Here is a 24,426-nt window from a genome sequence, read left to right on the forward strand (position 1 = left end):
GAGATGATGGAAATGAAAGAATTAAGCAGCATATTGCAGCTAAACGGTATAGTTGGTGCAGGTGGTGCAGGTTTTCCAACATATGCAAAACTAGATGAACGTGCTGAAACAATCATCCTGAATTGTGCAGAGTGTGAACCGCTTCTGAGGCTGCATCGGCAGCTGCTTGAGAAGTATGCACAGGAAATCGTTGAGACCTTCCATATGATGGGGCAGGCTGTAGGTGCGAAAGATGTAGTCATCGGGATTAAAAAAGCTTATAAAAAGACGATCGAAGCACTGGAAGAAGTAATCGGTGAGTATCCGGAGGTCCGGCTTGGACTGTTAGATGAAGTATATCCGGCGGGAGACGAAGTCGTGCTGATTTATGAAGTGACCGGCAAAGTAGTAAGACCGGGCGGAATTCCGATTGAGAGCGGCGTAGCCGTGTTCAATGTCGAGACGGTATACAATGTATACAGAGCGGTTAACCAGCAGGCACCGGTGACGGATAAGCTGGTATCTATCGTAGCGGAAGTGGAGCATCCAGTCACAGTGCGGGTGCCGATCGGAACTACGATTGAAGAGACCGTAAGGCTGGCCGGCAATGTCACAGCAAAAGATCCGGTATATTTTATCGGGGGACCGATGATGGGATTTATCGGCAGCGGCTCTCAGCCCGTTACCAAGACGACAAATGCCGTACTGGTACTGCCCGAGGAACACCTGATTATCCAGAAGAAAAGAAGAAAATCATCTATAGATTTAAAACGTGCAGCGGCTTGCTGCTGCCAGTGTACAATGTGTACAGATTTATGTCCGAGAAACAGACTGGGACATCCAATAGAGCCGCATTTGTTTATGCGTGCGGCAACCTGTAAAGATTTACAGGAACCAAACATATTTGTGAATACCATGTTTTGTTCTTCCTGTGGTCTGTGCGAAATGTATTCCTGCATGCAGGGATTGTCACCGAGATCATTAATGGCAGAATATAAAGCGGGCTTACGTGCCAACGGGCTCAAACCGCCGCAGGGTGTAGTGCCCAAACCGGTGGGAGAAGAGAGAGAGTACCGGAAGGTACCTATGGAACGCCTTATGGCAAGGCTGGACCTCACAAAATATGATAAGGAAGCGCCGCTTGATGAGTCGGCAGTCCCTGTCAGAAAAGTGAAGATACTGTTAAGCCAGCACATAGGCGCACCTGCATCTGCGATTGTAAAACGTGGTGATAAAGTAACGCAGGGACAGATGATTGCTGAACCGGGCAAAGGATTGAGTGTAGGAATACATGCAAGTATTGACGGTACGGTAAGTGAAGTAAATGAGAAATACGTAATCATAGAAACGCAGGAAGGACGTGCAGGCAATGAGTAAGGCAATTGGAATGGTAGAATATAAGACTGTTTCAGCAGGTGTTGTAGCAGCAGATGCTATGGTAAAGACTTCTGAAGTTAGTATAATTGAAGCCCAGACAGTATGTCCTGGTAAATATATTGTAATTATTTCAGGAGATTTGAGCGCAGTGAATGCTGCGGTCGAGACATCCAAGACTCTGCATGGGAGACATCTGATCAACAGTTTTGTACTCGGTAACCCGCACAAATCTATTTTCCCGGCAATCTACGGAGCTACCAAGATCGAAGATGTATCTGCTCTCGGAATTATGGAGACTTATGATGCAACCTCTATCATTGTAGCGGCGGATGAGGCTGCGAAGACAGCAATTGTTGATCTGATTGAACTCAGAATTGCCAGAGGTATGTGTGGAAAATCTTATCTGATGCTGACAGGTGATGTGGCGGCTGTGGAAGCCGCAATCGAAAGGGCGAAGGCTGCAGTGGCAGACCAGGGAATGTACCTGGATTCTTCCGTTATCGCACACCCGGATGCTCAGATTCGCGAAGCAATATTATAAGGATTCGAAACAAAGATTTGCTGTATAGCCCGGTGCAGTGTACTTTTTAGAATGCTGCCGGGGAATATGACCGGGAGGCAATGCGATGCTTGCAATAGAAAGACGGAATGAAATATTAGAAAAGCTTCAGGCTGAACGGCGTGTAGTAGTAAGTGAGCTGAGCCAGATATATGATGTGTCTGAAGAGACAATTCGAAGGGACCTGGAAAAACTGGTAAATGACGGTTATGCCATTAAAAGTTATGGAGGTGCCGTCATCAATGAGAATGTAAATATTGATCTGCCATTTAATATTCGGAAAAACCGCAACGTTGTCGGAAAACAGCGGATCGCGGATCTGGTGAACAAAATGGTGCATGATGGAGACAGCCTCATGCTGGACGGCAGCTCTACAGCGGTTTATATCGCAAAGGCGTTGAAAGAGAAAAAGAATCTGACGCTGATCACAAATTCCATTGAGATTATCATTGAACTGTTTGATGTGCCGGACTGGAGCGTACTGTCAACCGGAGGTGTATCCAGAGAAGGTTCGTTTGCACTCGTGGGACCGCAGACTGACAAGATGCTTCGTGCTTATCATGTAGAGAAATCAATCATTTCCTGTAAAGGAGTTGATCTTGCTTCAGGCCTTACAGATTCGGATGAGCTTCACGCGAATAACAAGAAAACCATGCTGGATTCAGCAAAACAGAAGATTCTTGCGATCGACAGCAGTAAATTTGACAAAATAGCATTTACGACTATCGGAGCGCTGGAAGATATAACGACTGTTGTTACTGATGAAAAACCGGAGGCCAGATGGCTTCAGGCATTTGAAGAGTTAGGGATAGAGTGCATCTACCCGGAATAAAGGAAAAACACTATGAAAAGCTTTGAGATTAAGACGAAAGTATATTTTGGCGATCAGGCACTCGATCGTCTGGCAGAAATCCCTTACAGGAAAGTACTGGTAATCACTGACCCATTTATGGCTCAGAGCAGTATGATAAATCTGATTACAGATCCTCTTAAAAAAGGGAAAATAGAATTTGACATATTCAAGGATGTTGTGCCGGATCCTCCGATTGAAAAAATCAGCGAAGGTGTCAAAAAGATGCTGGAATATAAGCCGGACGCGATTGTCGCAGTCGGCGGAGGATCAGCGATTGACTCCTCCAAATCAATTCGTGAGTTCGCACTTCGTGTAGACAATTACGGAAAAGTCGGACTGATCGCAATACCGACAACGAGTGGAACTGGTTCAGAGGTTACATCCTTTGCGGTTGTTTCCGATCCGAAAGAACAGATGAAATATCCTCTGGTTTCCAGAGATCTGACGCCGGACGAGGCGATTCTGGATGCAGAGCTTGTAAAGAGTGTTCCGCCTGCGATCACAGCGGACACTGGTATGGACGTATTTACACATGCCCTTGAGGCCTGTGTTAGTACAAACAAAAATGATTTTTCAACGGCGCTTGCAGAAAAAGCAATTGAGATCTGCGGAGTATTCCTGCTCCGTGCATATCTGGATGGAAATGATACCCATGCGCGTCAGAAGATGCATTCTGCATCCTGTCTGGCAGGCCTGGCATTCAATTCCGCATCGCTGGGACTGAACCACGGAATGGCACACCAGCTTGGTGCTATATTCCACATCCCGCACGGACGTGCCAATGCTATGCTGCTTCCGCATATCATTGAATTCAACAGTGATATCAACAAGCACAGCAAGAGCCGCACAGAATACCTGCCGGCTGTTAAGAGATACGCTACAGTAGCACAGCTGCTGGGTCTGAGCAGCTACAACAAAATCATGACAGTAAGATCACTCGTGAACTGGGTACAGTTCATGCTGAAAGAGATGGATATTCCACTCTCCATATCACAGATGGGAACAATTTCCGAAGAAGAGTACATGAATGCAATAGACCATATGGCAGACGCTGCAATGGCGGATGGGTGTACGGATACGAATCCTCGCGTGCCGAGGAAGGCAGATGTAGTACAACTCTATAAAAACCTCTGGTAGAGGCTGGGGATGGGGAGTTGGCAGGAGGGGCGCTGAGTAAGAGGGACGTCTGGTGCCTGCTGTGGCTTTACATGCCGTTGCTGCAGACGGCCGTTTAGCAAGAATATCTAACAGAAAAAATAAGGAAAAGTCAGGGACATGCCGCAGTTGGCGCGAATGCCGATGCATTCGCACCGCCGGCGGCAACAGCATTTGATTTTGTGAATCAAATGCTGCCCTGACTTTTCCTTATTTTTTCTGTAAGATATTCTAAGCCGCACTCTGAGTCCGCAGCAACGGCATGTAAAGCCACAGCAGGCACCAGACGCCCCTCTTACTCAGCTACGCGCATCCAGGCGGCAGAAACCCTCGTCCCCGGATGGGACCTCGAACGGGAGCGGTGGATCAAATCGTACTGGTGTGAAGCTGTGGGCTGGGGAAGGTATATTAATGCGTAGGCGGGGAGATCCACTGCTCCCGACGGAATTCTCCCCCGGGCAGCTTTTCTACCGATTTGATGCACGCAGCCTGAGTGGAGCGGAAGGGGACGGAGACGGCGGGGAGGATGAGGCTGATTTTGGAAGCCTTTAGCGTGCTGTAGAAGTGCTTACTGCGAAAAAGGCGCATCTTATGGAGGAAAACTGATCTCCGAATCAGTTTTCCAGAGCGTCTGAGCTTAGAAAGCATCGGCTTTCTAAGTGAATACGCTCGGTTCCATAAGATGCGCCTTTTTCGCAGTTAGCACTTCTAAGCTAAGCGGCCGGTTTCCAAAATCAGCCTCATCCTCCCCGCCGTCTCCGTCCTCTTCCGCTCCACTCAGGCGTCCCCCCATCCACTCACAAAATCTGCTCCTTAATTCCGATTGACGGTGGGTGGGGGAGTGTGTATAATTGGGTTATGAAAAATGAACACAAAAGACAAAGGAAATTGTATATTGATATTATCGTAGTAATTGCCGTGACTGTTTTGCTGGCAATCTTTTTTACGTGGAAGTTTCAGCAGTCTTCGGAAATTAAGGTTTTGAATACGCTTTCTGAGATTTCGAATCAGAGTGTGAATGTGATTCAGGATGAGGTTGAAAAGAATAAGACGCTTTTGACCAACCTGGCAATTTATATCAGTGAGGGGGAGACGAAAGATATTGATATGCTGATAGAGCGGCTTGTGAATGTGGATAAGATGAACGGTTTTAAGCGGATGGGGATTATACGGGATGATTTTTGGGGGAAGTCTACGGATGGGAAAGGATTTATTCCGGATAAGGTGAGCATACAGGAACGGTTTCAGGCTGCGATGAATGGGAATACTGTTGTATCGGATCGCCTGCAGGATCTGGATGACGGTAAGGATGTAACGCTTTACAGCACTCCCATCAATTGGGCGGATGGTACAAGGTATGTGCTGTTCGGTACATATGCTATTGAGTATTATAAAGAGATTCTTTCTGTATCTACATTTCAGGGAGAAGGCTACAGCTATATTATAAAGAGAAACGGGGACTGTGTTATTGATTCTGAGAATAAAAACGGGAGCTCGTTTGAAAACTTTTATGATTATGTTATGGAGGAAACTGGTAATAACAAAAATAAGCTGCAGCAGTTTCAGGGCGATATAGAGAAAAGCAGGGACGGGTTTGTCAGTTTTAATACCGCAAAAGGCAGCCGCTATGTATACTATCAGCCGTTGAATGTAAATGACTGGTATCTGCTGAGTGTGATACCGGCGACGGTGGTGGAGACTCATATTAACGGGCCGATGCAACTGGCTTATGCAATGCTGCTTGTATGTATACTTGGAATCCTGTATCTGGTCTGCAGGGTATATCAGGTTCAGAAGGGCAGCAGGAAAATGCTGGAGCGGGCGGCCTATGTAGATGAGGTAACCGGCGATGCCTCCTATGCAAAATTTATGCTGGATGCACAGAGAATGCTGGATACATATGCGGACAAGAAGTATGCACTGGCTGTGCTGAATATAAAACGTTTTCAGTATATTAATGACCTGTATGGCTATGAAGAAGGAGACCGGGCTCTGAGACGCTTTATGAAGGCTCTGAGAGTGGAGATTGGTGCATATGAATGTGCGGCAAGAATGCAGTCCGATCATTTTGCTGTACTGCTGGTTTACCAGGAACAGGAAAAACTGGAAAAGCGCCTTGACACCATATTGGAGAAGATAGAGTCCGAAGCTGATAACCGTATAGGAGATACCCCCTATGTATTAAAAGTAAAAGCGGGCGTCTATATGGTACAGCAGCCGGGGGAAATGCTGGAATCCATGCTGGATCGGGCATCTATGGCAGTGCGGTCGGAATATAATACTGAAATTAAGCACTGCAATTTTTATAACGAGACAATCCGCAGCCGTATGTTGAAAAACAGAGAGATAGAAGATTGCTTTGCGGAAGCGCTTAAGAATCAGGAGTTCTATCTTTGCTATCAGCCCAAATTCCGCGTGGCAGAAAAGCGCTGGTGCGGCGCTGAGGCTCTGGTAAGATGGAATAACCCTAAAAGCGGAGTGGTAAGCCCTGCAGAGTTTATTCCGGTTCTGGAACACAGCGGCGGTATCGTGGAGCTGGACGAGTATGTGCTTGAGATGGTCTGCAGACAGATGAGGCAGTGGCTTGGGGAAGGGTTGGGGGTCCTGCCTGTTTCCGTCAATGTATCCCGGCTGCATTTATACAGGCTGAATTTTGTGGAACAGTATCTGACAATTATAGACCGGTATCAGATCCCCCATGAGCTGATCCAGCTGGAAATGACGGAGACGGCGTTGTTTTCCAATGAAGATATTCTTTCAGAAACCTTGGAAAAACTACGCAGCAAAGGAATCCGGATATTAATGGATGATTTCGGCTCCGGTTATTCTTCGGTTACAATGCTGAAATCTATGCCCATAGATACGTTGAAGATTGACAAAAGTATGGTCGATTCTGTGGAAGATAATGAGAAAGTAAGGCTGATATTAGAAAGTATTATCAAACTGGCCCAGTCTCTGAAGCTCAGTGTGACTGCGGAGGGTGTGGAGAATAAGGCACAGTACGACATCCTGAAAGGGATGCACATAGATAATATACAGGGGTATTACTGTGCCAGGCCTATGGCGGCGGAACAGTATGCCCAGATCCTAAAATATCCGGATAAGAAGTATGAGTTTTAGAAAATAATAAGGCATGGAGGCTCAGTCCCTCCATGCCTTTCTGTATGCCAGCGGCGTGGTTCCTTCCCTGGCTTTAAAAAGATTAATAAAGTGTGTAACATTGTTCATTCCCGTCTCAAAAGCAATCTCACTGACGGGCAGATCAGAATACTTCAACAGTTCCTTTGCATAGGAAATGCGGGCCGTAATGATATATTCGTGGATGGTAACTCCAATATATTTTTTAAATTCTTTTAAGATATGATAGCGGCTGCGGTGAGTAAATTCTTCAAAATAAGAGAGTGTGAGGTCCGATTTGAAGTCTTTATCTATCTTCCGGACGATCTCTCTGATATAGCCCGGAATCAGAAAGGTGTCAGCATTGTTTGTGGCGGTCTGAAGCAGCAGTTCAGTCAGCATTCCGTTAATCAAATTGGAAGTAACCAGTTCGGTAGTCAGATCCTTTTTCTGATAAAGGGCGATGATTCTCCACAGTGTGCGCTCCATGAAAAAATCATCCCGCACATTAAGTATCCAAAACCCATTTCTTGTGAATTCCCTGTAATAACCCAGTGCGCTGTTCCCATTAAAGTGTATCCACAGGAATTCCCAGTTTTCATCCTGGGCAGTGCGATAGAGATGGTGCTGCTCACAGTTGATAAAAAAACACTGTCCCTTTGTGATGGTATATGTCTGCCCTTCATATTCCAGATACCCTCTGCCTGATACCGTGTAGACGATCAGGAAAGAGTCCAGATTCTGGCGCTCTGAAAAATAGGGGCAGAAGGTCTTAAAATAGCCAACCTCCTGTGTGTAGAAATAGGTGGATCGTGCCGTGCTGCTGGGAGTGAGTATCATCCGGATGGAGTCTTCGCTCCAGGTATGAGAGCCACGCTCTAAAATCTTTGTGTTTTGCTTCATAATATCACCACAACATTCTGTTATTTTTAAACAATTTGCTTGGATGCAATCTCTATATTACAGGAATATAATAGGTTTGTAAACATGAGCAGACACGATATTTAATTATTATTTTATAACAGGAGGAGATACAATGGAAGCAAGAAAACAGGTGAAAAAACCAAGAATCGGTATTTATTCCATGGGACTTAAGCATTACTGGGGGCAGTTTCCGGGGCTGAGGGAACGTCTGATAGAATACGGCGAATTTATCGCAGGAAAGGTGCAGGAATTCGGCGCAGAAACCTGTTATTATGGATTAGTGGACTGTGAGCAGGAAGGAAAAAAAGCGGGAGAATATTTTAATGAAAACCATGTGGATCTAATTCTGGCTCATTCAGCGACTTATGTGACAAGTGCATCGGTTCTGCCTTTGCATCAGATCTGCAGCGCACCGGCAGTGATCCTGAACCTGCAGCCTGCGGCAAGGATTAACTATGAGAAGACAACGACCGGCGAATGGCTGGCGCACTGCGGTGCATGCCCTGTACCCGAGCTGTCCAATGCATTTAACCGTGCCGGGATCAAATACCGGGTCGTGAATGGCCTTCTGGGGCTGGACTATACACCTGGGATCTCTCTTGCTGACGAAGCCACCGCACAGCGCCCTGAAGCGAAGAGGGCATGGCGGCAGATCGAAGAATGGGTGCAGGCAGCCAAAGTAAAATGCAATCTCAGAGGGGCCAGATTTGGATTCCTGGGAAATACGTACAGCGGAATGCTGGATATGTACAGTGATTTCACCATGTTTCAGGCACAGACCGGCGCACATCTGCAGGTACTGGAGATGTGTGACCTGGACAGGCACCTGCAGGGGGTGACGGAAGAAGAGACAGCGGCAAAAAGAAAGGAAATCGAAGAATTCTTTACCATAAGCGAAGATGCGGCGGCAGATCCACTTGCGCAGAAGCCGACGGATGAACAGATGAACTGGTCGGCTAAAGTGGCGGCGGCGCAGGAAAAACTGGTGGAAGAGTTCGGCCTGGATGCGTTAACCTATTATTATCACGGGGCTCCGGGAGGGCATTACGAAGAACTGCAGGGAGGCTTTATCGTAGGTCATTCTCTGCTGACTGCAAAGGGAATCCCCTGCGCCGGTGAGGGTGATCTGAAGACCTGTCTTGCAATGAAGATATGCGATATCCTTGGAAAGGGCGGAAGTTTCTGTGAAATAGTCACTGTAGACTATGAAGACGGTACAATACTTCTGGGGCATGACGGCCCGTTCCATCTCGAGATCGCGAAAGGAAAGCCGATCCTGAGAGGGATGGGGCTGTATCACGGAAAACAGGGAACAGGGGTGTCTGTAGAAGCCAAGGTGCGTACCGGAGACATTACTAACCTGGGGTGTTCCCAGACCATAGATGGAAAGTTGAAATTTATTATATCGGAGGCAGAATCAACGGACGGTGACATCATGACCATAGGGAATACTCAGACCCCTGTAAAGTTCAGCAAGGATCCGGATTCCTATATGGATGAATGGTTTGCAGAGGCGCCGACCCATCATTTTGCAATGAGCATCGGGCATAATGCATCACTATATGAGAAAGTGGCAGATCTGCTTGAAATTCCGGCAGTTGTACTGGACAGATAAAGAAACAGGAAAGTGAATCAGGCGCGGGGCCTGCCTGTAAACGCCTTATTGGCGGTCAGAGCACCTGGCGCCTGTATTCTTCGGGGGAGTAGCCGAACCGTTCTTTGAATTCGGCAAAGAACTGCTGGGGATCGCTGTAACCGCACTCCCTGGCTATTTCGTAAATATTTATCTCAGGGCGGGACAGCAGAGTCATAGCCTGGATAAAATGACTCTCTTTCAGCAGATCTTCAGGGCTGTTTTCTTCATTAACGTCGATTAGTCCGTCCTGGGGGTAGCGGGCCGGCAGCCGAATCTCCACCTCTGTTCCGCTTCCGCAGGTGCTGGTATAGGTCAGTCCGTATTCCAGTCCGTACATCAGCTGCAGCCGGCGGTGGGTATTATAAACTGCGATATTGGAGCCTTTTCCTTTGGAGGTGCCGCGGCCGGTCAGTATGTCATTCAGCTTTTCTTCTGCAATTCCCACTCCGTCGTCGGAGATCAGAATCACGATATCTTCCCCGTCCAGCCATCCGGCAAGCACGATGGTGCCCTGCTTGGACTCTTTTTCCAGGATGCCGTGGAGGACGCAGTTCTCAATTACAGGCTGGAATGTCAGCTTTGGTATGGAATATTCCTGCAGGTTATCCGGGATGTCAATAAGAAAATCAATGGTGTCATGAAAACGCATATTCTGCAGCTGAACATAGATGGATACGTGCTCCAGTTCATCAGCTATTGTACTGAGGCTCTGTTTTCTGCTCAACGTTAGCTTATAGAAACGCGACAGCTTCTGGATCGCTGAGGTTACATCCTGGGATCGTCCCTGCTGGGACAGCCAGTTGATCATATCCATAGTATTATACAGAAAATGCGGATTGATCTGCGCCTGCAGAGAATTAAACTCGGCTACACGCAGGTCCTCGGCAGCCTTTGCCTGATCATCCATAAGCTGGTTGATAACGCGGGTCATATAATTATAGGTGGAGATCAGATCTCCAATCTCATCATGGGTATCCGCATCGGGCAGCGCCACAGGAGGACCGATTCTGGACTTTGTCATCTGATTGATGACTGCGGACAGTCGGTTTGTAATGGAGTGGGACAGCAGTGTGGCAATGAGAAACGCAATCAGGATACATGCCACATAGACCAGGATAAAGCCGGCCATAATGCTTATACTTTTCGAGATCATAGGCTGGGAAGGCATGGCGACCACCATATACCAGTCCGTGTTTTTTATACTGTAAAAACCGGCGTATACATCCTCACCCAAAACACGCTTTAAAATAAAGTTATTAGAGGACATAAAATGTTCCTGCACTTCATCGTATCCGAAATGATATGCACCGGACAGCGCCTGATCCGATGTGGCGACAAGACTGTCCCTGTCATTGATGATGTAAGCCACATTACTGCTGGAGGACAGGTTGTCCTTGAGCAGGCGGTCGAAGTAATCCTGAGAAAAATAAATCGCAAGATAGCAGGGAACCCGCTCGCCTTCATAAATGATACTTGATTTTGTTATGTATGCCATATCTCCATTATGTTTGATCTCATAAGAACCGAGATAAAACGAAGGGCAGAAGAGGGAACGGAGTGAGGGTGTTCCATTGAATATACCGTACCAGTAAGTTCCCCATGCGTTATTGATAGGCAGAACCGTTTTGCACATCGGATAATTCGAAAAGATCCTGTCTGTTCTGGGGATATCCATATACAGTTTAACATCTGTAATAAGAACATCATCAGCAGCATTTTTAATCGTATTCAAAAACACATCTGCAGACTCGGAATCTGCAAGGTCATTCAGCGCTTCTGTACGGGCGGAGCTGACGATCTGGTGGTAAAATTCTTCGCTCGTCAGCTGGTCATGGAACTGGAGTATGCCAGAGACAGCATCCTCGATCAGAGGAGCAGTCTGCGTAGATGCATTCTGCTCTGTGCGGATGTTGTCGGCGATGATCATGTCATAGAGCTTAGTGTAGAAAAAGACGGCAAGCACAATCATGGGGATCGTCGCGATCACCAGATGGGTAAGCGTAAACTTGGTCTGCAGCTTCAGCTTCTTATAAAAACTGCCTCTTCTTTTTGTGAATAGTCTCATCCCAGCATCTTCTCCCTGTATTTTGATGGTGTCAGCCCCGTGAATTTTTTAAAACTTTTACTAAAATAATTGCCGTTGCTATAGCCGACTCTGGATGAAATATCCGTAATCTGATAGCGGGCGTCACTTAAGAGCTGCATCGCCTTTTCCATGCGGTATTCCGTCAGATACTGATTCAGGGTCTGACCCGTCTGGCTCTTAAAATAAGTACAGACATAAGAGGCTGAGAGATACACATGATCGCTGATTTCCTTGATGGAGAGTGTATCATCGGTATAATGCCTGTTGATATAGTCCTTGATCAGAAAGATCGTAGAATCCTCGGGTACATAGGTGCTGATGCCTGTAAAAAACTGCTCCGTCCGAGAGCACAGCATCTCGTGGAGTTCCTGGTAGGTAAAGCAGCGTTCAAGGTGGTCGATGATGCTCTCCCTGGAACTGTTCACCGATGGATCATGACTTAGCTTCAGTGCCCGGCGGCTGTCATTGATACTGATGAAAAGTTTATAGTAGATATCCTTTACCTGATTGGGCAGAAAGATCCTGTTCTCTGAATAGCAGAGATACAGCTGATCCAGCAGCCCGGTGCAGGCGTTCTGGTCCCTGGAAAGAAGGGCCTCCTTAAAATCCGCGGCAATCTTTTCCGTCTGTTCCTGGGCGCCTGGCTCTGTTCCGGGCGTCCTTTCCATGTCTGATGCTGCCAGAAGTGTTCCCGGGCTGAAAAAGAAGCTGCTCTGGAGCATCACAACAGCTGTGGTATAAGAGTGATATACCCGGCTGATCCCGGTTACCGTGTCCCCCCGCCCGATAAAAAAATCTCCCAGCGGCAGAAACTGTTCTTTGAGACAGTTCTCCACGGCGGACAAGGCCACCGGGGAAGGCGTGCTGTTTCCCAAGACATGAAACACATGATATACAGCATGTATCTGGATGTAAAATACATGCAGGTGATAATGAGTAAGATAGCCGGTCAGGTCATCTCTTATATTGCGCAGCTGTGTGCCGTCAGGTTCGGATGCCTTAAGCCTGACAATATATGTAGTAAAGGTGCTCCCCGGCATCAGGCGGAGCGAAAGTTCTTCGGTCAGTCGGCTGATTTGCTCTGTATTTTCCTTATAAGGTCTGGTAAGAAGCAGGGCTAGATGGGATGCTGTCTCCATGGAATATAGATTCTCATTCTGCCTCGTGCGCAGATTTTTCTCCCGCCGTTCGATGGCTTCCAGTACAGCCTCTTTGATTTCCTCGGGATTCAGCGGCTTTTCTACATAATTAATGGCTTTCAGCTTGATGGCAGCTTTCAGGTATTCTTTGTCAGAATAGCCGCTCATAAAAATGACGCTGGTATCCGGAAGAAATTCCTCCAGACGCTCAACCATCTGGATTCCGTCCATGCGGGGCATGCGGACATCGCACAGAATAATGTCCGGTTTCTGGGAGCGGGCTATGTTCAGCGCATTCACTCCATCATCAGCCTGGAATATCTGCTCAATCCCCAGGGAACTCCAGTCAAGAGACGCAATGAGTCCTTCACGGGTTAATTCTTCGTCATCCACAATCAATAATCTCATAATATCGGTTCTCCTTCGTACTCAGAATGTTCCTTCAGCCCTGCTGCTGCAAGGCGCTGCGGGGTAATGTATCCTGCTGGCACCGGGCCTGGGAACAGGTTCCGTGAATATGGAAGTTTCATATATAAATACTGCATGTTTCTATTCTAACAAAATCCATCCGTAAAATCTATAAATAATATCATGCAAGGCAACACAAAAATAATTTACCCATAATCGAAAAATTTTGCTGTTTTAGAAAAACTTTATAACTGATACACTTATTTTAGAAAGGAAAAGGAGGGAAACATGGTGTCTGAATATGTTTTGGAATTAAAAGGTATTACAAAAATATTTCCTGGCGTTAAGGCTTTGGACAATGTGCATTTCCAGCTCAGAAAAGGTGAAGTCCATGCATTAATGGGCGAGAACGGGGCCGGCAAATCTACATTCATCAAAGTGATTACCGGAGTACATAAAGCAGAAGAAGGCGAGATGTTCCTGGACGGTAAGAAGGTTGACTTCAAAGGCCCCAGGGATGCACAGGCGGCCGGCATTGCGGCGGTTTACCAGCATCCGACATCTTATCCGGATCTGACTGTGGCAGAGAATATCTTCATGGGCCACGAAATTATCAGCAGAGGAATGATTCAGTGGAAGAAGATGAACGAGGAGGCCGGAAAACTTCTGGCGCAGCTGAACGCAGACTTTAAGCCCACAGATGAGATGGGAGCTTTGAGCGTGGCACAGCAGCAGATGGTGGAGATTGCAAAGGCGCTTTCTACAAATGCCAGAATTATTATTCTCGATGAGCCTACTGCAGCGCTGACCAAGAACGAATCAGAGGAGCTGTACCGAATCGTCGACAAGCTGAAAGAGAGCGGCGTTTCCGTTATCTTCATCTCCCACCGCTTTGAAGATATGTACCGCCTGGCAAGCACGGTTACCGTGTTCCGTGATTCACAGTATATCGGCACTTATGATGTGGATGGAATCACGAACGCAGATCTGATAAAAGCGATGGTTGGACGTGAGATCAAAGATCTGTTCCCGAAACCGGAAGTGCAGATCGGGCCGGAAGTACTCCGTGTGGAAGGTCTTTCCAGACTGGGATATTTCAAGAATGTCTCCTTTGGCGTCCGTGCAGGCGAGATTGTTGGACTGACGGGTCTGGTTGGTGCCGGGCGTACAGAGGTCGTGGAGAGTGTCTGCGGTATTACGAAACCGGATTCCGGAAAAGTATTTCTGGAAGGTAAGGAAACACATATCAAACAGCCGTCAGATGCCATGAGGCAGGGGATCATCCTTCTTCCGGAAGACCGTCAGAAAGAAGGCCTGATTATGAGTTGGGGCCTCGGCAGGAACGTAACACTCCCGACCATGAGCAAATATGCAAAGCATGGCTTTAACGATGAGAAGAAAGAACGCGAAATCGCGAAGAAACTTCTGGAAGATGTAGATACAAAAGCGGTTACGATCTTCGATCCCGCGACATCACTCTCTGGAGGAAATCAGCAGAAGGTCGTAGTAGCAAAGGCACTTGGACAGGAGATGAAGGTTGTCATCATGGATGAGCCGACAAAGGGTGTTGATGTCGGTGCAAAAGCAGAGATATATCAGATCATGGGCGATCTGGCCAAACTCGGATATGCGATTATCCTGATCTCTTCTGAAATGCCGGAGATCCTCGGTATGAGCGACAGAATCGTTGTGATGTGCAGCGGAAAAGTAACTGGTGAACTGAACCGCGGTGAAGCAACTCAGGAGGGCATTCTTGAGCTGGCTATGGAAAAATCAAAATAAGGAGGAAATGGGAAAGATGAAAGAAAAAAAATCTATCTGGAAAAAAATCACCGGCTCCCGTGAAGCAAGCCTTCTGATCGTTTTGATTATCCTCTGTGTGGTCATTTCATTTAGAAGCCCGTCCTTCATGACGCTGAAATCTATTTCAGATATGCTTAAGAATAACGCAGTTATCATGATTATGACACTGGGAATGCTGGGCGTGCTGCTGTTGGGCGGCATCGATATATCTATCGCATCAACACTTGCATTTTCGGGTATGTCAGTCGGAATGCTGCTGAAGTACAACGTTGTAGAAAACGCATTTCTGCTGTTTGTGATTGCAATTGGAATCGGGGCATTATGCGGGCTGGTTGTCGGGCTTGTCATTGCAAAAGGAAAGGTGCTGCCGATCATTGCAACGATGGGATTCATGTACATATACCGTGGCATGGCCTACATGATAGGAAACAGCCAGTGGGCAAGCGCAGAGAACCTGGGAGACTTTAAAAACTTTGCTCTGGGCAAGGTTCTCGGAATCAATAATGTTGTATTAATCATGTTTGCATGTTATATTATATTCTTCGTTGTTATGAAATGGACAAAAGTAGGAAGAAAAGTCTATGCGGTAGGAAGTAACCGTGAAGCTGCGGCAATATCCGGTATTAATACTTCCAATGTGGAACTGATGGTTTATACGGTAATGGGAACTCTGGCCGGACTGTGCGGCGCCCTGGCGGTTGCAGTTTACTCTTCTGCACAGCCGAATATGCTGTATGGAAAGGAAATGGATGTCATTGCAGCTTGTGTCATAGGTGGTGTAAGTATGACAGGCGGACGCGGAAGCGTTGTGGGAGCCTTCCTTGGATCCCTGATCCTGGCGATTATCGCAAAAGCACTTCCTCTTGTAGGAATCGATTCTATTGCACAGAATACGGTAAAGGGTGTTATCATATTAGTCGTTGTTATTCTGAATGTCGTAACACAGCGTGTAATGGATAAAAATAATCTGAAAGGAAGGGAGATGTAATCATGGCAGGAAAATCCGGAAGAACCATTGTCAATGTGCCTGAAAAATCATGGAAGAAAACACTTCTTTGCTGGGAAGGCATGCTGGTAGTATTATTTATCTTAATCAACATTTTTTGCGCAAGTATCTCCCAGAGCTATCAGGTGTCCAATGTACTCAGAGAGATGCCAAAGTATCTGACAGAAGTGTTTTTGATGCTTCCGATGGCATATATACTGATTCTTGGAGAAATTGATATTTCTGTAGGCGCCACAGTCTGCCTGTCGGCAACTGTGACATGTATGGTCTGCAACAAAGATATGCCGTTTATTGTAGTTGTTCTGACGGCTCTGCTGGTCGGAACGGTCTGCGGACTGGTGAATGGTCTGATCCTTACGAGATTTACAGAACTGCCTCCTATGATTGTAACACTGGGAACGCAGATCGTATTCAGAGGAATTGCAGAAATTGCTCTTGGAAGCGGCGGATCCATTTCCTTAAGCAATGCAGACGGATTTAGGATGATCGCAGGAAAAGTCGGGATGATCCCTTATATTCTTTTCGTGGTCATTATATTTGCAGTGATCTTTACTGTGGTACTGAGCAAGACGACCTTCGGAAGAAGCGTATATGCAATCGGCTCCAACAGGCTGGCAGCCTACTACTCCGGAATCCATGTACAGAAAATCCGCCTGATCATCTACATGGTCATGGGATTCATGGCAGGGCTCGCAGCTCTGTTCCTTACCTCGGTACTTTACGGAGCCAACACCACCACAGGCAACGGCTTCGAGCTGGATGCCATTGCGATGGCAGTATTCGGAGGAATCTCAACTGCCGGCGGGAAGGGCAAGTTACAGGGCGGTATCATTTCCGCTTTCATCATCATCTGCCTGAGAATTGGTCTTGGACAGATCAACATGAACCCACAGCTGATTCTGATTATATTAGGCGCTCTGCTGATTCTGGCCGTATTACTGCCGAATATCGGAGGAGAATTAAAGTTAAAGAAAAAAGCTGCATCAGTGAAATAACCTGTATTTATTAACCTGATACCAGGCACCGGGAAAGGTGCTTTGTATACAACAAAATTCCATAGGGAGGAAAAAAGCATGAAGAAAAAAGTTTTAAGCGTACTGTTATGTGTAGCAATGGCAGCAACACTGGCTGTAGGATGCGGATCAAAAGATGAGGGCACCAAAGGCAGCGGTTCTGACACAAAGACAGAAGACACAGCAAAAGATGACAGCAGTGATTCAGGAAAGAAGACTTATGCAATCGTAACAAAGTCAGCAGGAAATCCTTACAATGAAAAAGAAGCAGAAGGATTCCAGGAAGTAATCGAAGCAGAAGGCGGAGAGTGTATCGTAAAGCATCCTGAGGCTGCTACAGCCGACGCACAGGTATCCGTTATCCAGTCACTGATTTCCCAGGGTGTGGATTCTATCTGTATCGCTGCAAACGATGAGAATGCTCTTCAGGCTGCACTGGAAGAAGCAATGGACGCAGGAATCAAAGTATCCTGCCTTGACTCCAAAGCAAATGCTGACAGCCGTCAGACATTCGTAAACCAGGCTGGTACTACAGAGATCGGCCAGGCTCTGATGGATGCCATTCTGGACATCACAGGCGGAGAAGGACAGTGGGCAATTCTTTCAGCTACATCACAGGCAACGAACCAGAATGCATGGATCGATGCTATGAAAGAGATCATGAAAGAAGACAAATACTCCAAACTGGAACTTGTAGAAGTAGCTTACGGCGATGACGAACCGCAGAAATCTACAGACCAGACACAGGCTCTGTTATCCAAATACCCTGACCTGAAAGTAATCTGCGCACCTACAACAGTTGGTATCAACGCAGCTGCTAAGGTTCTTCAGGACGAGAAATCTTCCGTAAAACTGACAGGACTTGGATTACCTTCAGAAATGGCTGAATACATCGGTGATGATGACGCTCATTCCTGCCCGTATATGTATCTGTGGAATCCGATCGACGTTGGACGCCTCGGAGCTTACACATCAATCGCTTTAGTTGACGGAACAATCACAGGAGCAGCAGGAGACGAATTCACAGCAGGAGATATGGGAGACTACACAGTAGTAGAAGCATCCGACGGAGGAACAGAAGTTATCCTTGGTGCACCATTCAAATTCGATCCTTCAAACATCGACGAGTGGAAAGACGTTTACTAAAATTTTACAACTCCATAAATAAGTAATAAAAGCGGACTGGAACGGTCCGCTTTTATTACTTATGCTACCGCAAATCCCCTGATTTCCATAAGAAATGCAGGAGAACAAAATTACATAAAAGATTCAGGATAAAGGCAGGATATCTTACTGGACAGAAGCCGGCGTAAGTGATATTCTGGAAACAGTATAAAAGGCATGTACATAAGAATGCCGAGACATGAAAGGAGACAGCATGATCAGAAAAAGTTTTAAAATGAAATTATACCCGGGAATGGAAAAAGAGTATGAAAAGCGCCACAACGCACTGTGGCCGGAGATGAGGGATATGATCCACGAATACGGCGGTTCGAACTATTCTATCTTCCTTGATGAAGAGACCAGTATTCTGTATGGCTATATAGAACTGGAAGATGCAGAAAAATGGGACAAGAGCGCAGACACAGAGATCTGCCGCAAATGGTGGGACTTCATGGCTGATATCATGGAGACCAATCCGGATAATAGCCCTGTTTCTACCGATCTTCTTCCGGTGTTTCATTTGGATTAGAGAGGAAGATTACGATACAGTATATATGTATTAGATCTATGAGGAAAATCTGTGTGAGAATTGCGGCCACAAGTCACAATTCCCACGCAGGTTTTCCTTTTTTTAGAGAATCCGTGCATTTCCAGTTTATTGAATTATGGAAAAATCTATGTTAAACTTTGGAAAGAACAAAAAGATCGGAATGCCTGCTGGAATGTAGTGATTTGTAACAGTTCAGACAGGTCTGCGCATTTACTGCGCAGACCGTATGAAAACATGGAGGCTGCAGGCATCCAGCTCTTCGCTGCAGGCGAATTTCTATGGGCTGGATGCGTAACAGGTCAGGCAAGCCCGACCTGTTACAGTGATTTGCAACGGGAGGGGGAATTGCAGATGATCAGGATAGCAGTTGTAGAGGATGATGAAGATTATATCACTATAATCAAAAATTATATCGTAAGGTATATGAAGGAAAAGGGCGACAGCATCAGCGTAGATGTTTTCCGGGATGGAAATCAGATTGTTTTTGATTATCAGCCGGTCTACGACATTATACTGATGGATATTGAGATGCCAAAGCTGGACGGCATATCAGCGGCGGAAAAAATCAGGGAATATGATAAGGATGTGATTATTATCTTTATTACCAATATGGCACAGTATGCCCTCAAAGGATATCAGGTTCGGGCCCGTTCTTATATTCTGAAACCAGTGAATTATTACAGCCTGGCCCTGGAGCTGCAGGAAGCTATTGGGACCATTTCTCGGAAGGTTGAGGATGCCCTGCTTCTGAAGGACGATGATATTCTGAGAAAAGTAAACGTAAATGACATTTATTATCTGGAGAGTCAGCAGCATTATATGATTGTACATACCAGAACGGGAAATATCCGGATACGCGAGAGCATGAAGAACATGGAAAATAGACTGGATGCAGCATACTTCCGGCGTTGTAATGTAAGCTACCTTGTTAATTTGGCTCATGTTTCGTCGATAGACAAAGATACAGTGGTAGTCGCAGAGGAAAGGGTGCCGATGAGCAGGCAGAAGAGTAAAAGCTTTGTGCTGGCACTTACAGACTATGTTGGAGGTAATACCAATGCTTAAAACAATATTAATCGATGGTCCCATGTTCTTTATGTCACTTTGTGAGATCACCTTAATTGTTGCATTTATGACAGAAAAACAGAGTACAAAAGGCAGGCGGGTGTTTTGCACTGCATTGGCATTATTTTTGTTTATTACGGTAAATACCGTGGATTATTTCGTAGTTGATGCATCAAATGCCTCTACGGCATTGCAGGCGCCGCTATGTTTTCTTACTGCATTCACCTATGCAGTATACGGAATGGAGATGAATGGGAAGACGGCGGTGTATTGTACCGGTTGGGCCTATTTGCTTACAGAGCTGGCCGTACAGAGCGTAATGTCCGTTTTAAGCGGGCTGAGAATCAGCAGTCCCGCCATTTTTCTGGCCGTTTATTTATGCATAACCGCGTGTGGATATTGCTTCGTTAAAAAATGGCTGTCCGGTAAATTGCGGTTTAATAATCATTACCGAGTGGGGCGTGAGAAAATACTTGTCGTTATATTGGTTGTGGTGGTGTATACAATTCTTGCCAATTATCAGTTCATCTTCTGGCTGCTTGGAAGTGAGCCGGGAAACCAGTCTAATATAATATCTGTATTCCGGGTTATTGTAGATATTGCATGTCTGATTTTCCTATATATGCAAAACAGTATTGAAAAATCACAGATGACAGAACGGGAGCTTGATATGCTTCAGCAGCTTTGGTACCGGCAGCAGGAACAGCTTCATATTTCCCAGGAGAACATCGACCTTATCAATAGAAAGTGCCATGATCTGAAGTATCAGATGGCGGCTTTAAGAAAGCTGGGGGATGGCAGGGAGATCAATGATCAGTTGATGGAAATGGAACAGGCGGTTATGATTTATGATTCCGTTATCAAGACGGGAAACCCCGTACTGGATACTGTCCTGACCGAAAAAAGCCTTTATTGCGAGGCAAACCATATTAATATGACCTGTATGGCCGATGGGGAAAAGCTGGACTTTGTAGAAAAAGTTGATTTATATACCATGTTTGGCAATGCACTGGACAATGCGATAGAAAGCGTAATGCATCAGATAGATGTGGAAAAGAGGGTGGTTCAGGTCGCTGTGTTCCAGGAAAAAAAGTTAGTGATGATTCGAGTAAGAAATTACTGCGAAGAAAAGCCTGTTTTCAAAAACGGGTTTCCCGTTAGCGGAAAGGAAGACAGAGGCTACCATGGCTTTGGTCTGAAAAGTATCCGCTACACCGCGGAAAAATATGGCGGCGGGGTGGTCTGCCAGGCGGCGGACGGCTACTTCGTCCTCCAGATTCTTCTTCCGATTCCATAGAAAACCCGATCCATAGATAAGTATTAAAAATATATGAGCCGGTCATAGAAAAAATTAAAAACTGGAAGTAATCGGATTACACGATATGTGCAATCCGATTACTTCCAGTTTTTTGTCGTTACAATCCAACCAATTATGCCAGACTGGTGACGGATTATGACACAATTAAAAAAAATATCACCTGTATGGTAATCTTTACAATAATGTGAAAAGAAAATTTCATGGAAAGCGCAGGAGGAGAAACAAAATGAAACAAATTTATGATTGGTGGCTGGAAAAATGGCATGGATTCGAAGAAAAACATCCTAAACTATCGAAATGGGCATATCAGCTCTTCTATTTCTTTGTATTCAGTATGATGGTAACGGTTTTTCAGTATCTTGTATTTACTTTTATGCCCGGCTTATTGGGGATCGGGCTGGCAGGAACCGAATTTATGTGGCCTCAGACGGATCTGCATATTTTAGGCGTAGATTTCACATGGAGTCTGCTGGGGTATAACGTGCTTTATGATTCAGCGGGAGCTGTGGTGATTGGAGGCGGTCTGGGTTATTTTATCAGCTATGAAGCAGGATCCTTTCTTGCCCAGTGTATCAATTTTCCGCTGCAGAGAAACATTACCTTCAAAAGCCATGGAAATCCATGGTATCAGGCCATGTGGTATTTTATTGCATGGGTGGTGATTTCACTGATTTGTAATGGCGTCAATAATCTGTGGATGCCGGTCGCATCTGTATATGTGGCGCCGGCTGTCTATAATTTACTGGTTACGTTTATTACAGGCGGGGTTTCGATGATTATTTTCTTTTTTGTATTCAAGATTATATTCCCGGAAGGAGAGGCTAAGAAATGAGACATGCTGATTTAGTAAATAGAATGACACTTGAAGAGAAAGCCGCTTTTTTAAGTGGAAAAGGGGAATGGGATACAAGAGATATTCCGCGTTTAGAGATCCCCTCCATCGTTTGTTCCGATGGCCCCCATGGGATTCGGAGGCAGGCCGGAACGGGCGACCATTTGGGATTGAACGAATCGCTTCCGGCCACCTGTTTTCCGACGGCAGCGTCTGTCGCTAACAGCTGGGATGAACAGCTGGGGAAGGCAATCGGGGAAGCACTCGGAGAAGAGGCCGCTGTGCAGGGGGTAAATGTGCTTTTAGGGCCAGGGCTGAATATCAAGAGAAGCCCTCTGTGCGGAAGAAACTTTGAGTATTTTTCAGAGGATCCATATCTGGCCGGGAAAATGGCGGCCTCCTATGTGAAGGGGATACAGAGTCAGGGCGTTTATGCCTGCCCCAAGCACTTTGCTGTAAACAGCCAGGAACTTCGGCGCATGGCGATGAATGCGGTTCTGGATGAGCGGACGCTCAGGGAGATTTACTTAACGGGATTTGAGATAGCGGTAAAAGAGGGAAAAGCAAAGGCCATCATGACCAGTTACAATCAGGTAAACGGTACCTATGCCAATGAAAACCGGCATTTACTGCAGGATATACTGAGAAAAGAATGGGGGTTCGATGGGATTGTGATTACGGACTGGGGCGGCTCTAATGACCATATCGAAGGGATAAAGGCACGCTCTGATCTTGAGATGCCGGCACCGGGATTAGATTCTGCCAGACAAATATTGTCGGCCCTTGGGAACGGCAGTCTTACCATGGAAGAATTGGATATCTGTGTGGACGATCTGCTCCATGCGGTTTTAACATTGAGCAAAAACAGGAAAGCGAAAAAATCCAGTTTCAGTCAATTGGCACATCACAATCTGGCAAGAGAAGCGGCACAGAAAAGTACGGTACTTTTGAAAAACAAGGACAATATCCTGCCGATTCCGCCTGGAATGAAAGTGGCATTAATCGGAGATTTTGCCGTAAATCCAAGATATCAGGGAGCTGGTTCCTCAATGGTAAAGCCAACGTTCCTCGAGACAATGGAGAAGTGTATCAGCAATTATGATGTTCAGACAGCCGGAATCGCCAAAGGATATAAGCGCACTGGGGGAGACGATAAGGAGCTGGAAAAGGAGGCGCTGGACATTGCAAAGAAAGCAGATATAGTGCTGTATTGTTTTGGGCTGGATGAAATCAGCGAAGTGGAAGGCATGGACCGGAGCCATATGAGAATCCCCCAGAACCAGATTAAAATTCTGCAGTCCATTGTGCAGGTAAACGAAAACATCATCGGAATATTAAGTGGCGGGGCAGCGGTGGAAATGCCATGGCATACATGCTGCAAGGCAATTTTACATGGCTATCTTTCCGGGCAGGCAGGCGCAAGCGCCCTGCTGGATATTTTGACGGGAACAGTAAACCCGTCGGGCCGGCTGGCAGAAAGCTGCCCGGTCCGGTATGAGGATACGCCGGCATATAAATATTTTCCGTCAATAGAGAGAAATTCAGAGTATCGGGAAAGCATTTATATAGGATACCGCTACTATGATACCTGCAGGATTAAGGTACAGTATCCATTTGGTTATGGACTGTCCTATACAGAGTTTACATATTCAGACATAACGATAGAAAAACAGGGGATCAAAGTAAGAATTACAAATACCGGAGGAAGAGACGGAGCCGAAGTGGTACAGATGTATGTGGGCCTGCCCAATGCTGTTGTGTTCCGCCCGGCGAAGGAATTGAAGGGGTTTGCGAAGATATTTCTAAAGTCGGGAGAGAGCCGGGAGGTTCACATTCCTTTCGATGATAAGACCTTCCGGTACTGGAATGTAAAAACAAACCGATGGGAGGAAGAGAAGGGAATTTATCACATCATGGTGGGGGCAAGCGCGGCCGATATCAGATTAGAGGGCGAAGTCGAAAGAAAGGGGACAACCACGGAGTATCCCTACAACCCGGCAAGGCTCCCCTATTATTATACCGGGATTATCCAGCAGGTATCAGACGAAGAATTTGAAGAATTACTGGGGCATCCCATACCGTCTGGAAAGTGGAAGGGAAATCTGGGCATGAATGACGCCGTGTGTCAGATGTATTATGCAAAAAGCAAGATTGCACGGCTGGTTTATAAGATTCTGACAAATAAAAAGATAAAAAACGAAGCAGAAGGAAAACCGGATTTAAATCTGCTGTTCCAATACAATATACCTTTCAGGGCCATCGCTAAAATGACCGGCGGCATGGTTAGTATGGAGATGGCTGAGGGGGTATTAATTGTAGTTAACGGCCATTTCCTCAGGGGAATGAGAAAAGTCATCGGAGGTTTTTTTAGAAACAGAAAATTAAACAGACAATATGAAAAGAAATTAAAGAACAATTAAAAGAGAGCTGCTTTAGAGCGTG

19 protein-coding genes are annotated in these 24,426 nt (G+C 46.1%); 16 read left to right on the forward strand and 3 right to left on the reverse strand.

The features are described from left to right. The first annotated feature begins 3 nt into the window (after window positions 1-3). The 6 genes from HMPREF0240_RS13010 (at window position 4) to HMPREF0240_RS13030 (ending at window position 7,043) form a co-directional block, all read left to right on the forward strand. Window positions 4-1,356 (forward strand): 4Fe-4S dicluster domain-containing protein, encoded by a 1,353-nt coding sequence (locus tag HMPREF0240_RS13010; protein ID WP_009003877.1) that lies wholly within the window; start codon window positions 4-6, stop codon window positions 1,354-1,356. Continuing rightward, window positions 1,349-1,897, forward strand: coding sequence for a BMC domain-containing protein (locus HMPREF0240_RS13015; RefSeq protein WP_009003878.1), 549 nt, complete (start codon window positions 1,349-1,351; stop codon window positions 1,895-1,897). Before HMPREF0240_RS13010 ends, HMPREF0240_RS13015 begins: the two co-directional genes overlap by 8 nt. Before the next feature lie 85 nt (window positions 1,898-1,982). Then, entirely contained in the window at window positions 1,983-2,747 is a 765-nt protein-coding gene (locus HMPREF0240_RS13020) for a DeoR/GlpR family DNA-binding transcription regulator (RefSeq protein WP_009003879.1), read from the forward strand. Between the two features lie 12 nt (window positions 2,748-2,759). Further along, window positions 2,760-3,905: a 1-propanol dehydrogenase PduQ gene (locus tag HMPREF0240_RS13025; RefSeq protein ID WP_009003880.1), complete on the forward strand. Its 1,146-nt coding sequence runs from the start codon at window positions 2,760-2,762 to the stop codon at window positions 3,903-3,905. 429 nt (window positions 3,906-4,334) lie between these two features. Then, window positions 4,335-4,475, forward strand: coding sequence for a hypothetical protein (locus tag HMPREF0240_RS24390; protein ID WP_157134246.1), 141 nt, complete (start codon window positions 4,335-4,337; stop codon window positions 4,473-4,475). 291 nt (window positions 4,476-4,766) lie between these two features. Further along, window positions 4,767-7,043: an EAL domain-containing protein gene (locus tag HMPREF0240_RS13030; RefSeq protein WP_207636762.1), complete on the forward strand. Its 2,277-nt coding sequence runs from the start codon at window positions 4,767-4,769 to the stop codon at window positions 7,041-7,043. 21 nt (window positions 7,044-7,064) lie between these two features. On the opposite strand, the gene HMPREF0240_RS13035 is transcribed toward HMPREF0240_RS13030, so the two are convergent. After that, window positions 7,065-7,943 (reverse strand): AraC family transcriptional regulator, encoded by an 879-nt coding sequence (locus tag HMPREF0240_RS13035; protein WP_009003883.1) that lies wholly within the window; start codon window positions 7,941-7,943, stop codon window positions 7,065-7,067. A 133-nt stretch (window positions 7,944-8,076) separates the two neighbouring features. Here HMPREF0240_RS13035 and HMPREF0240_RS13040 point away from each other — a divergent pair, with 133 nt between their 5' ends. Then, window positions 8,077-9,579: an L-fucose/L-arabinose isomerase family protein gene (locus tag HMPREF0240_RS13040; RefSeq protein WP_035313375.1), complete on the forward strand. Its 1,503-nt coding sequence runs from the start codon at window positions 8,077-8,079 to the stop codon at window positions 9,577-9,579. Between the two features lie 55 nt (window positions 9,580-9,634). Here the strand turns inward: HMPREF0240_RS13040 and HMPREF0240_RS13045 are convergent, their stop codons facing one another. Both HMPREF0240_RS13045 and HMPREF0240_RS13050 read right to left on the reverse strand, forming a co-directional pair. Continuing rightward, entirely contained in the window at window positions 9,635-11,665 is a 2,031-nt protein-coding gene (locus tag HMPREF0240_RS13045) for a histidine kinase (RefSeq protein ID WP_009003885.1), read from the reverse strand. Beyond that, window positions 11,662-13,233, reverse strand: a complete 1,572-nt coding sequence (locus HMPREF0240_RS13050; protein WP_009003886.1) for a response regulator — start codon at window positions 13,231-13,233, stop codon at window positions 11,662-11,664. The genes HMPREF0240_RS13045 and HMPREF0240_RS13050 overlap by 4 nt, the downstream gene beginning before the upstream one ends. 288 nt (window positions 13,234-13,521) lie before the next feature. On the opposite strand from HMPREF0240_RS13050, the gene HMPREF0240_RS13055 reads away from it, so the two are divergent. The 9 genes from HMPREF0240_RS13055 to HMPREF0240_RS13095 all read left to right on the forward strand — a co-directional run bounded on the left by HMPREF0240_RS13055 (window position 13,522) and on the right by HMPREF0240_RS13095 (window position 24,404). Continuing rightward, complete coding sequence (locus HMPREF0240_RS13055; RefSeq protein WP_009003887.1) at window positions 13,522-15,015, forward strand: sugar ABC transporter ATP-binding protein; 1,494 nt, start codon at window positions 13,522-13,524, stop codon at window positions 15,013-15,015. A 16-nt stretch (window positions 15,016-15,031) separates the two neighbouring features. Further along, window positions 15,032-16,024, forward strand: a complete 993-nt coding sequence (locus HMPREF0240_RS13060; RefSeq protein ID WP_009003888.1) for an ABC transporter permease — start codon at window positions 15,032-15,034, stop codon at window positions 16,022-16,024. Between the two features lie 2 nt (window positions 16,025-16,026). Continuing rightward, window positions 16,027-17,037 (forward strand): ABC transporter permease, encoded by a 1,011-nt coding sequence (locus HMPREF0240_RS13065; RefSeq protein ID WP_009003889.1) that lies wholly within the window; start codon window positions 16,027-16,029, stop codon window positions 17,035-17,037. Window positions 17,038-17,115: 78 nt separating this feature from the next. Continuing rightward, complete coding sequence (locus HMPREF0240_RS13070) at window positions 17,116-18,201, forward strand: rhamnose ABC transporter substrate-binding protein (protein WP_009003890.1); 1,086 nt, start codon at window positions 17,116-17,118, stop codon at window positions 18,199-18,201. A gap of 232 nt (window positions 18,202-18,433) precedes the next feature. Next, a complete protein-coding gene (gene rhaM, locus HMPREF0240_RS13075; protein WP_009003891.1) occupies window positions 18,434-18,748 on the forward strand; it encodes an L-rhamnose mutarotase in 315 nt (104 codons plus the stop codon). A 372-nt stretch (window positions 18,749-19,120) separates the two neighbouring features. Then, the gene (locus tag HMPREF0240_RS13080) at window positions 19,121-19,834 is read left to right on the forward strand and encodes a LytTR family DNA-binding domain-containing protein (RefSeq protein ID WP_035313471.1); all 714 of its coding nucleotides are present in this window, start codon (window positions 19,121-19,123) and stop codon (window positions 19,832-19,834) included. After that, the gene (locus tag HMPREF0240_RS13085) at window positions 19,827-21,131 is read left to right on the forward strand and encodes an ATP-binding protein (RefSeq protein WP_157134247.1); all 1,305 of its coding nucleotides are present in this window, start codon (window positions 19,827-19,829) and stop codon (window positions 21,129-21,131) included. The genes HMPREF0240_RS13080 and HMPREF0240_RS13085 overlap by 8 nt, the downstream gene beginning before the upstream one ends. A 247-nt stretch (window positions 21,132-21,378) precedes the next feature. Beyond that, on the forward strand, window positions 21,379-21,984 hold the full coding sequence (locus tag HMPREF0240_RS13090) for a hypothetical protein (RefSeq protein ID WP_009003894.1): 606 nt from the start codon (window positions 21,379-21,381) through the stop codon (window positions 21,982-21,984). Further along, a complete protein-coding gene (locus HMPREF0240_RS13095; protein ID WP_009003895.1) occupies window positions 21,981-24,404 on the forward strand; it encodes a glycoside hydrolase family 3 C-terminal domain-containing protein in 2,424 nt (807 codons plus the stop codon). Before HMPREF0240_RS13090 ends, HMPREF0240_RS13095 begins: the two co-directional genes overlap by 4 nt. Window positions 24,405-24,426: the final 22 nt, after the last annotated feature.

The sequence above is a fragment of the Clostridium sp. D5 genome (assembly GCF_000190355.1).
GTDB classification, from domain to species: domain Bacteria; phylum Bacillota; class Clostridia; order Lachnospirales; family Lachnospiraceae; genus Faecalicatena; species Faecalicatena fissicatena_A.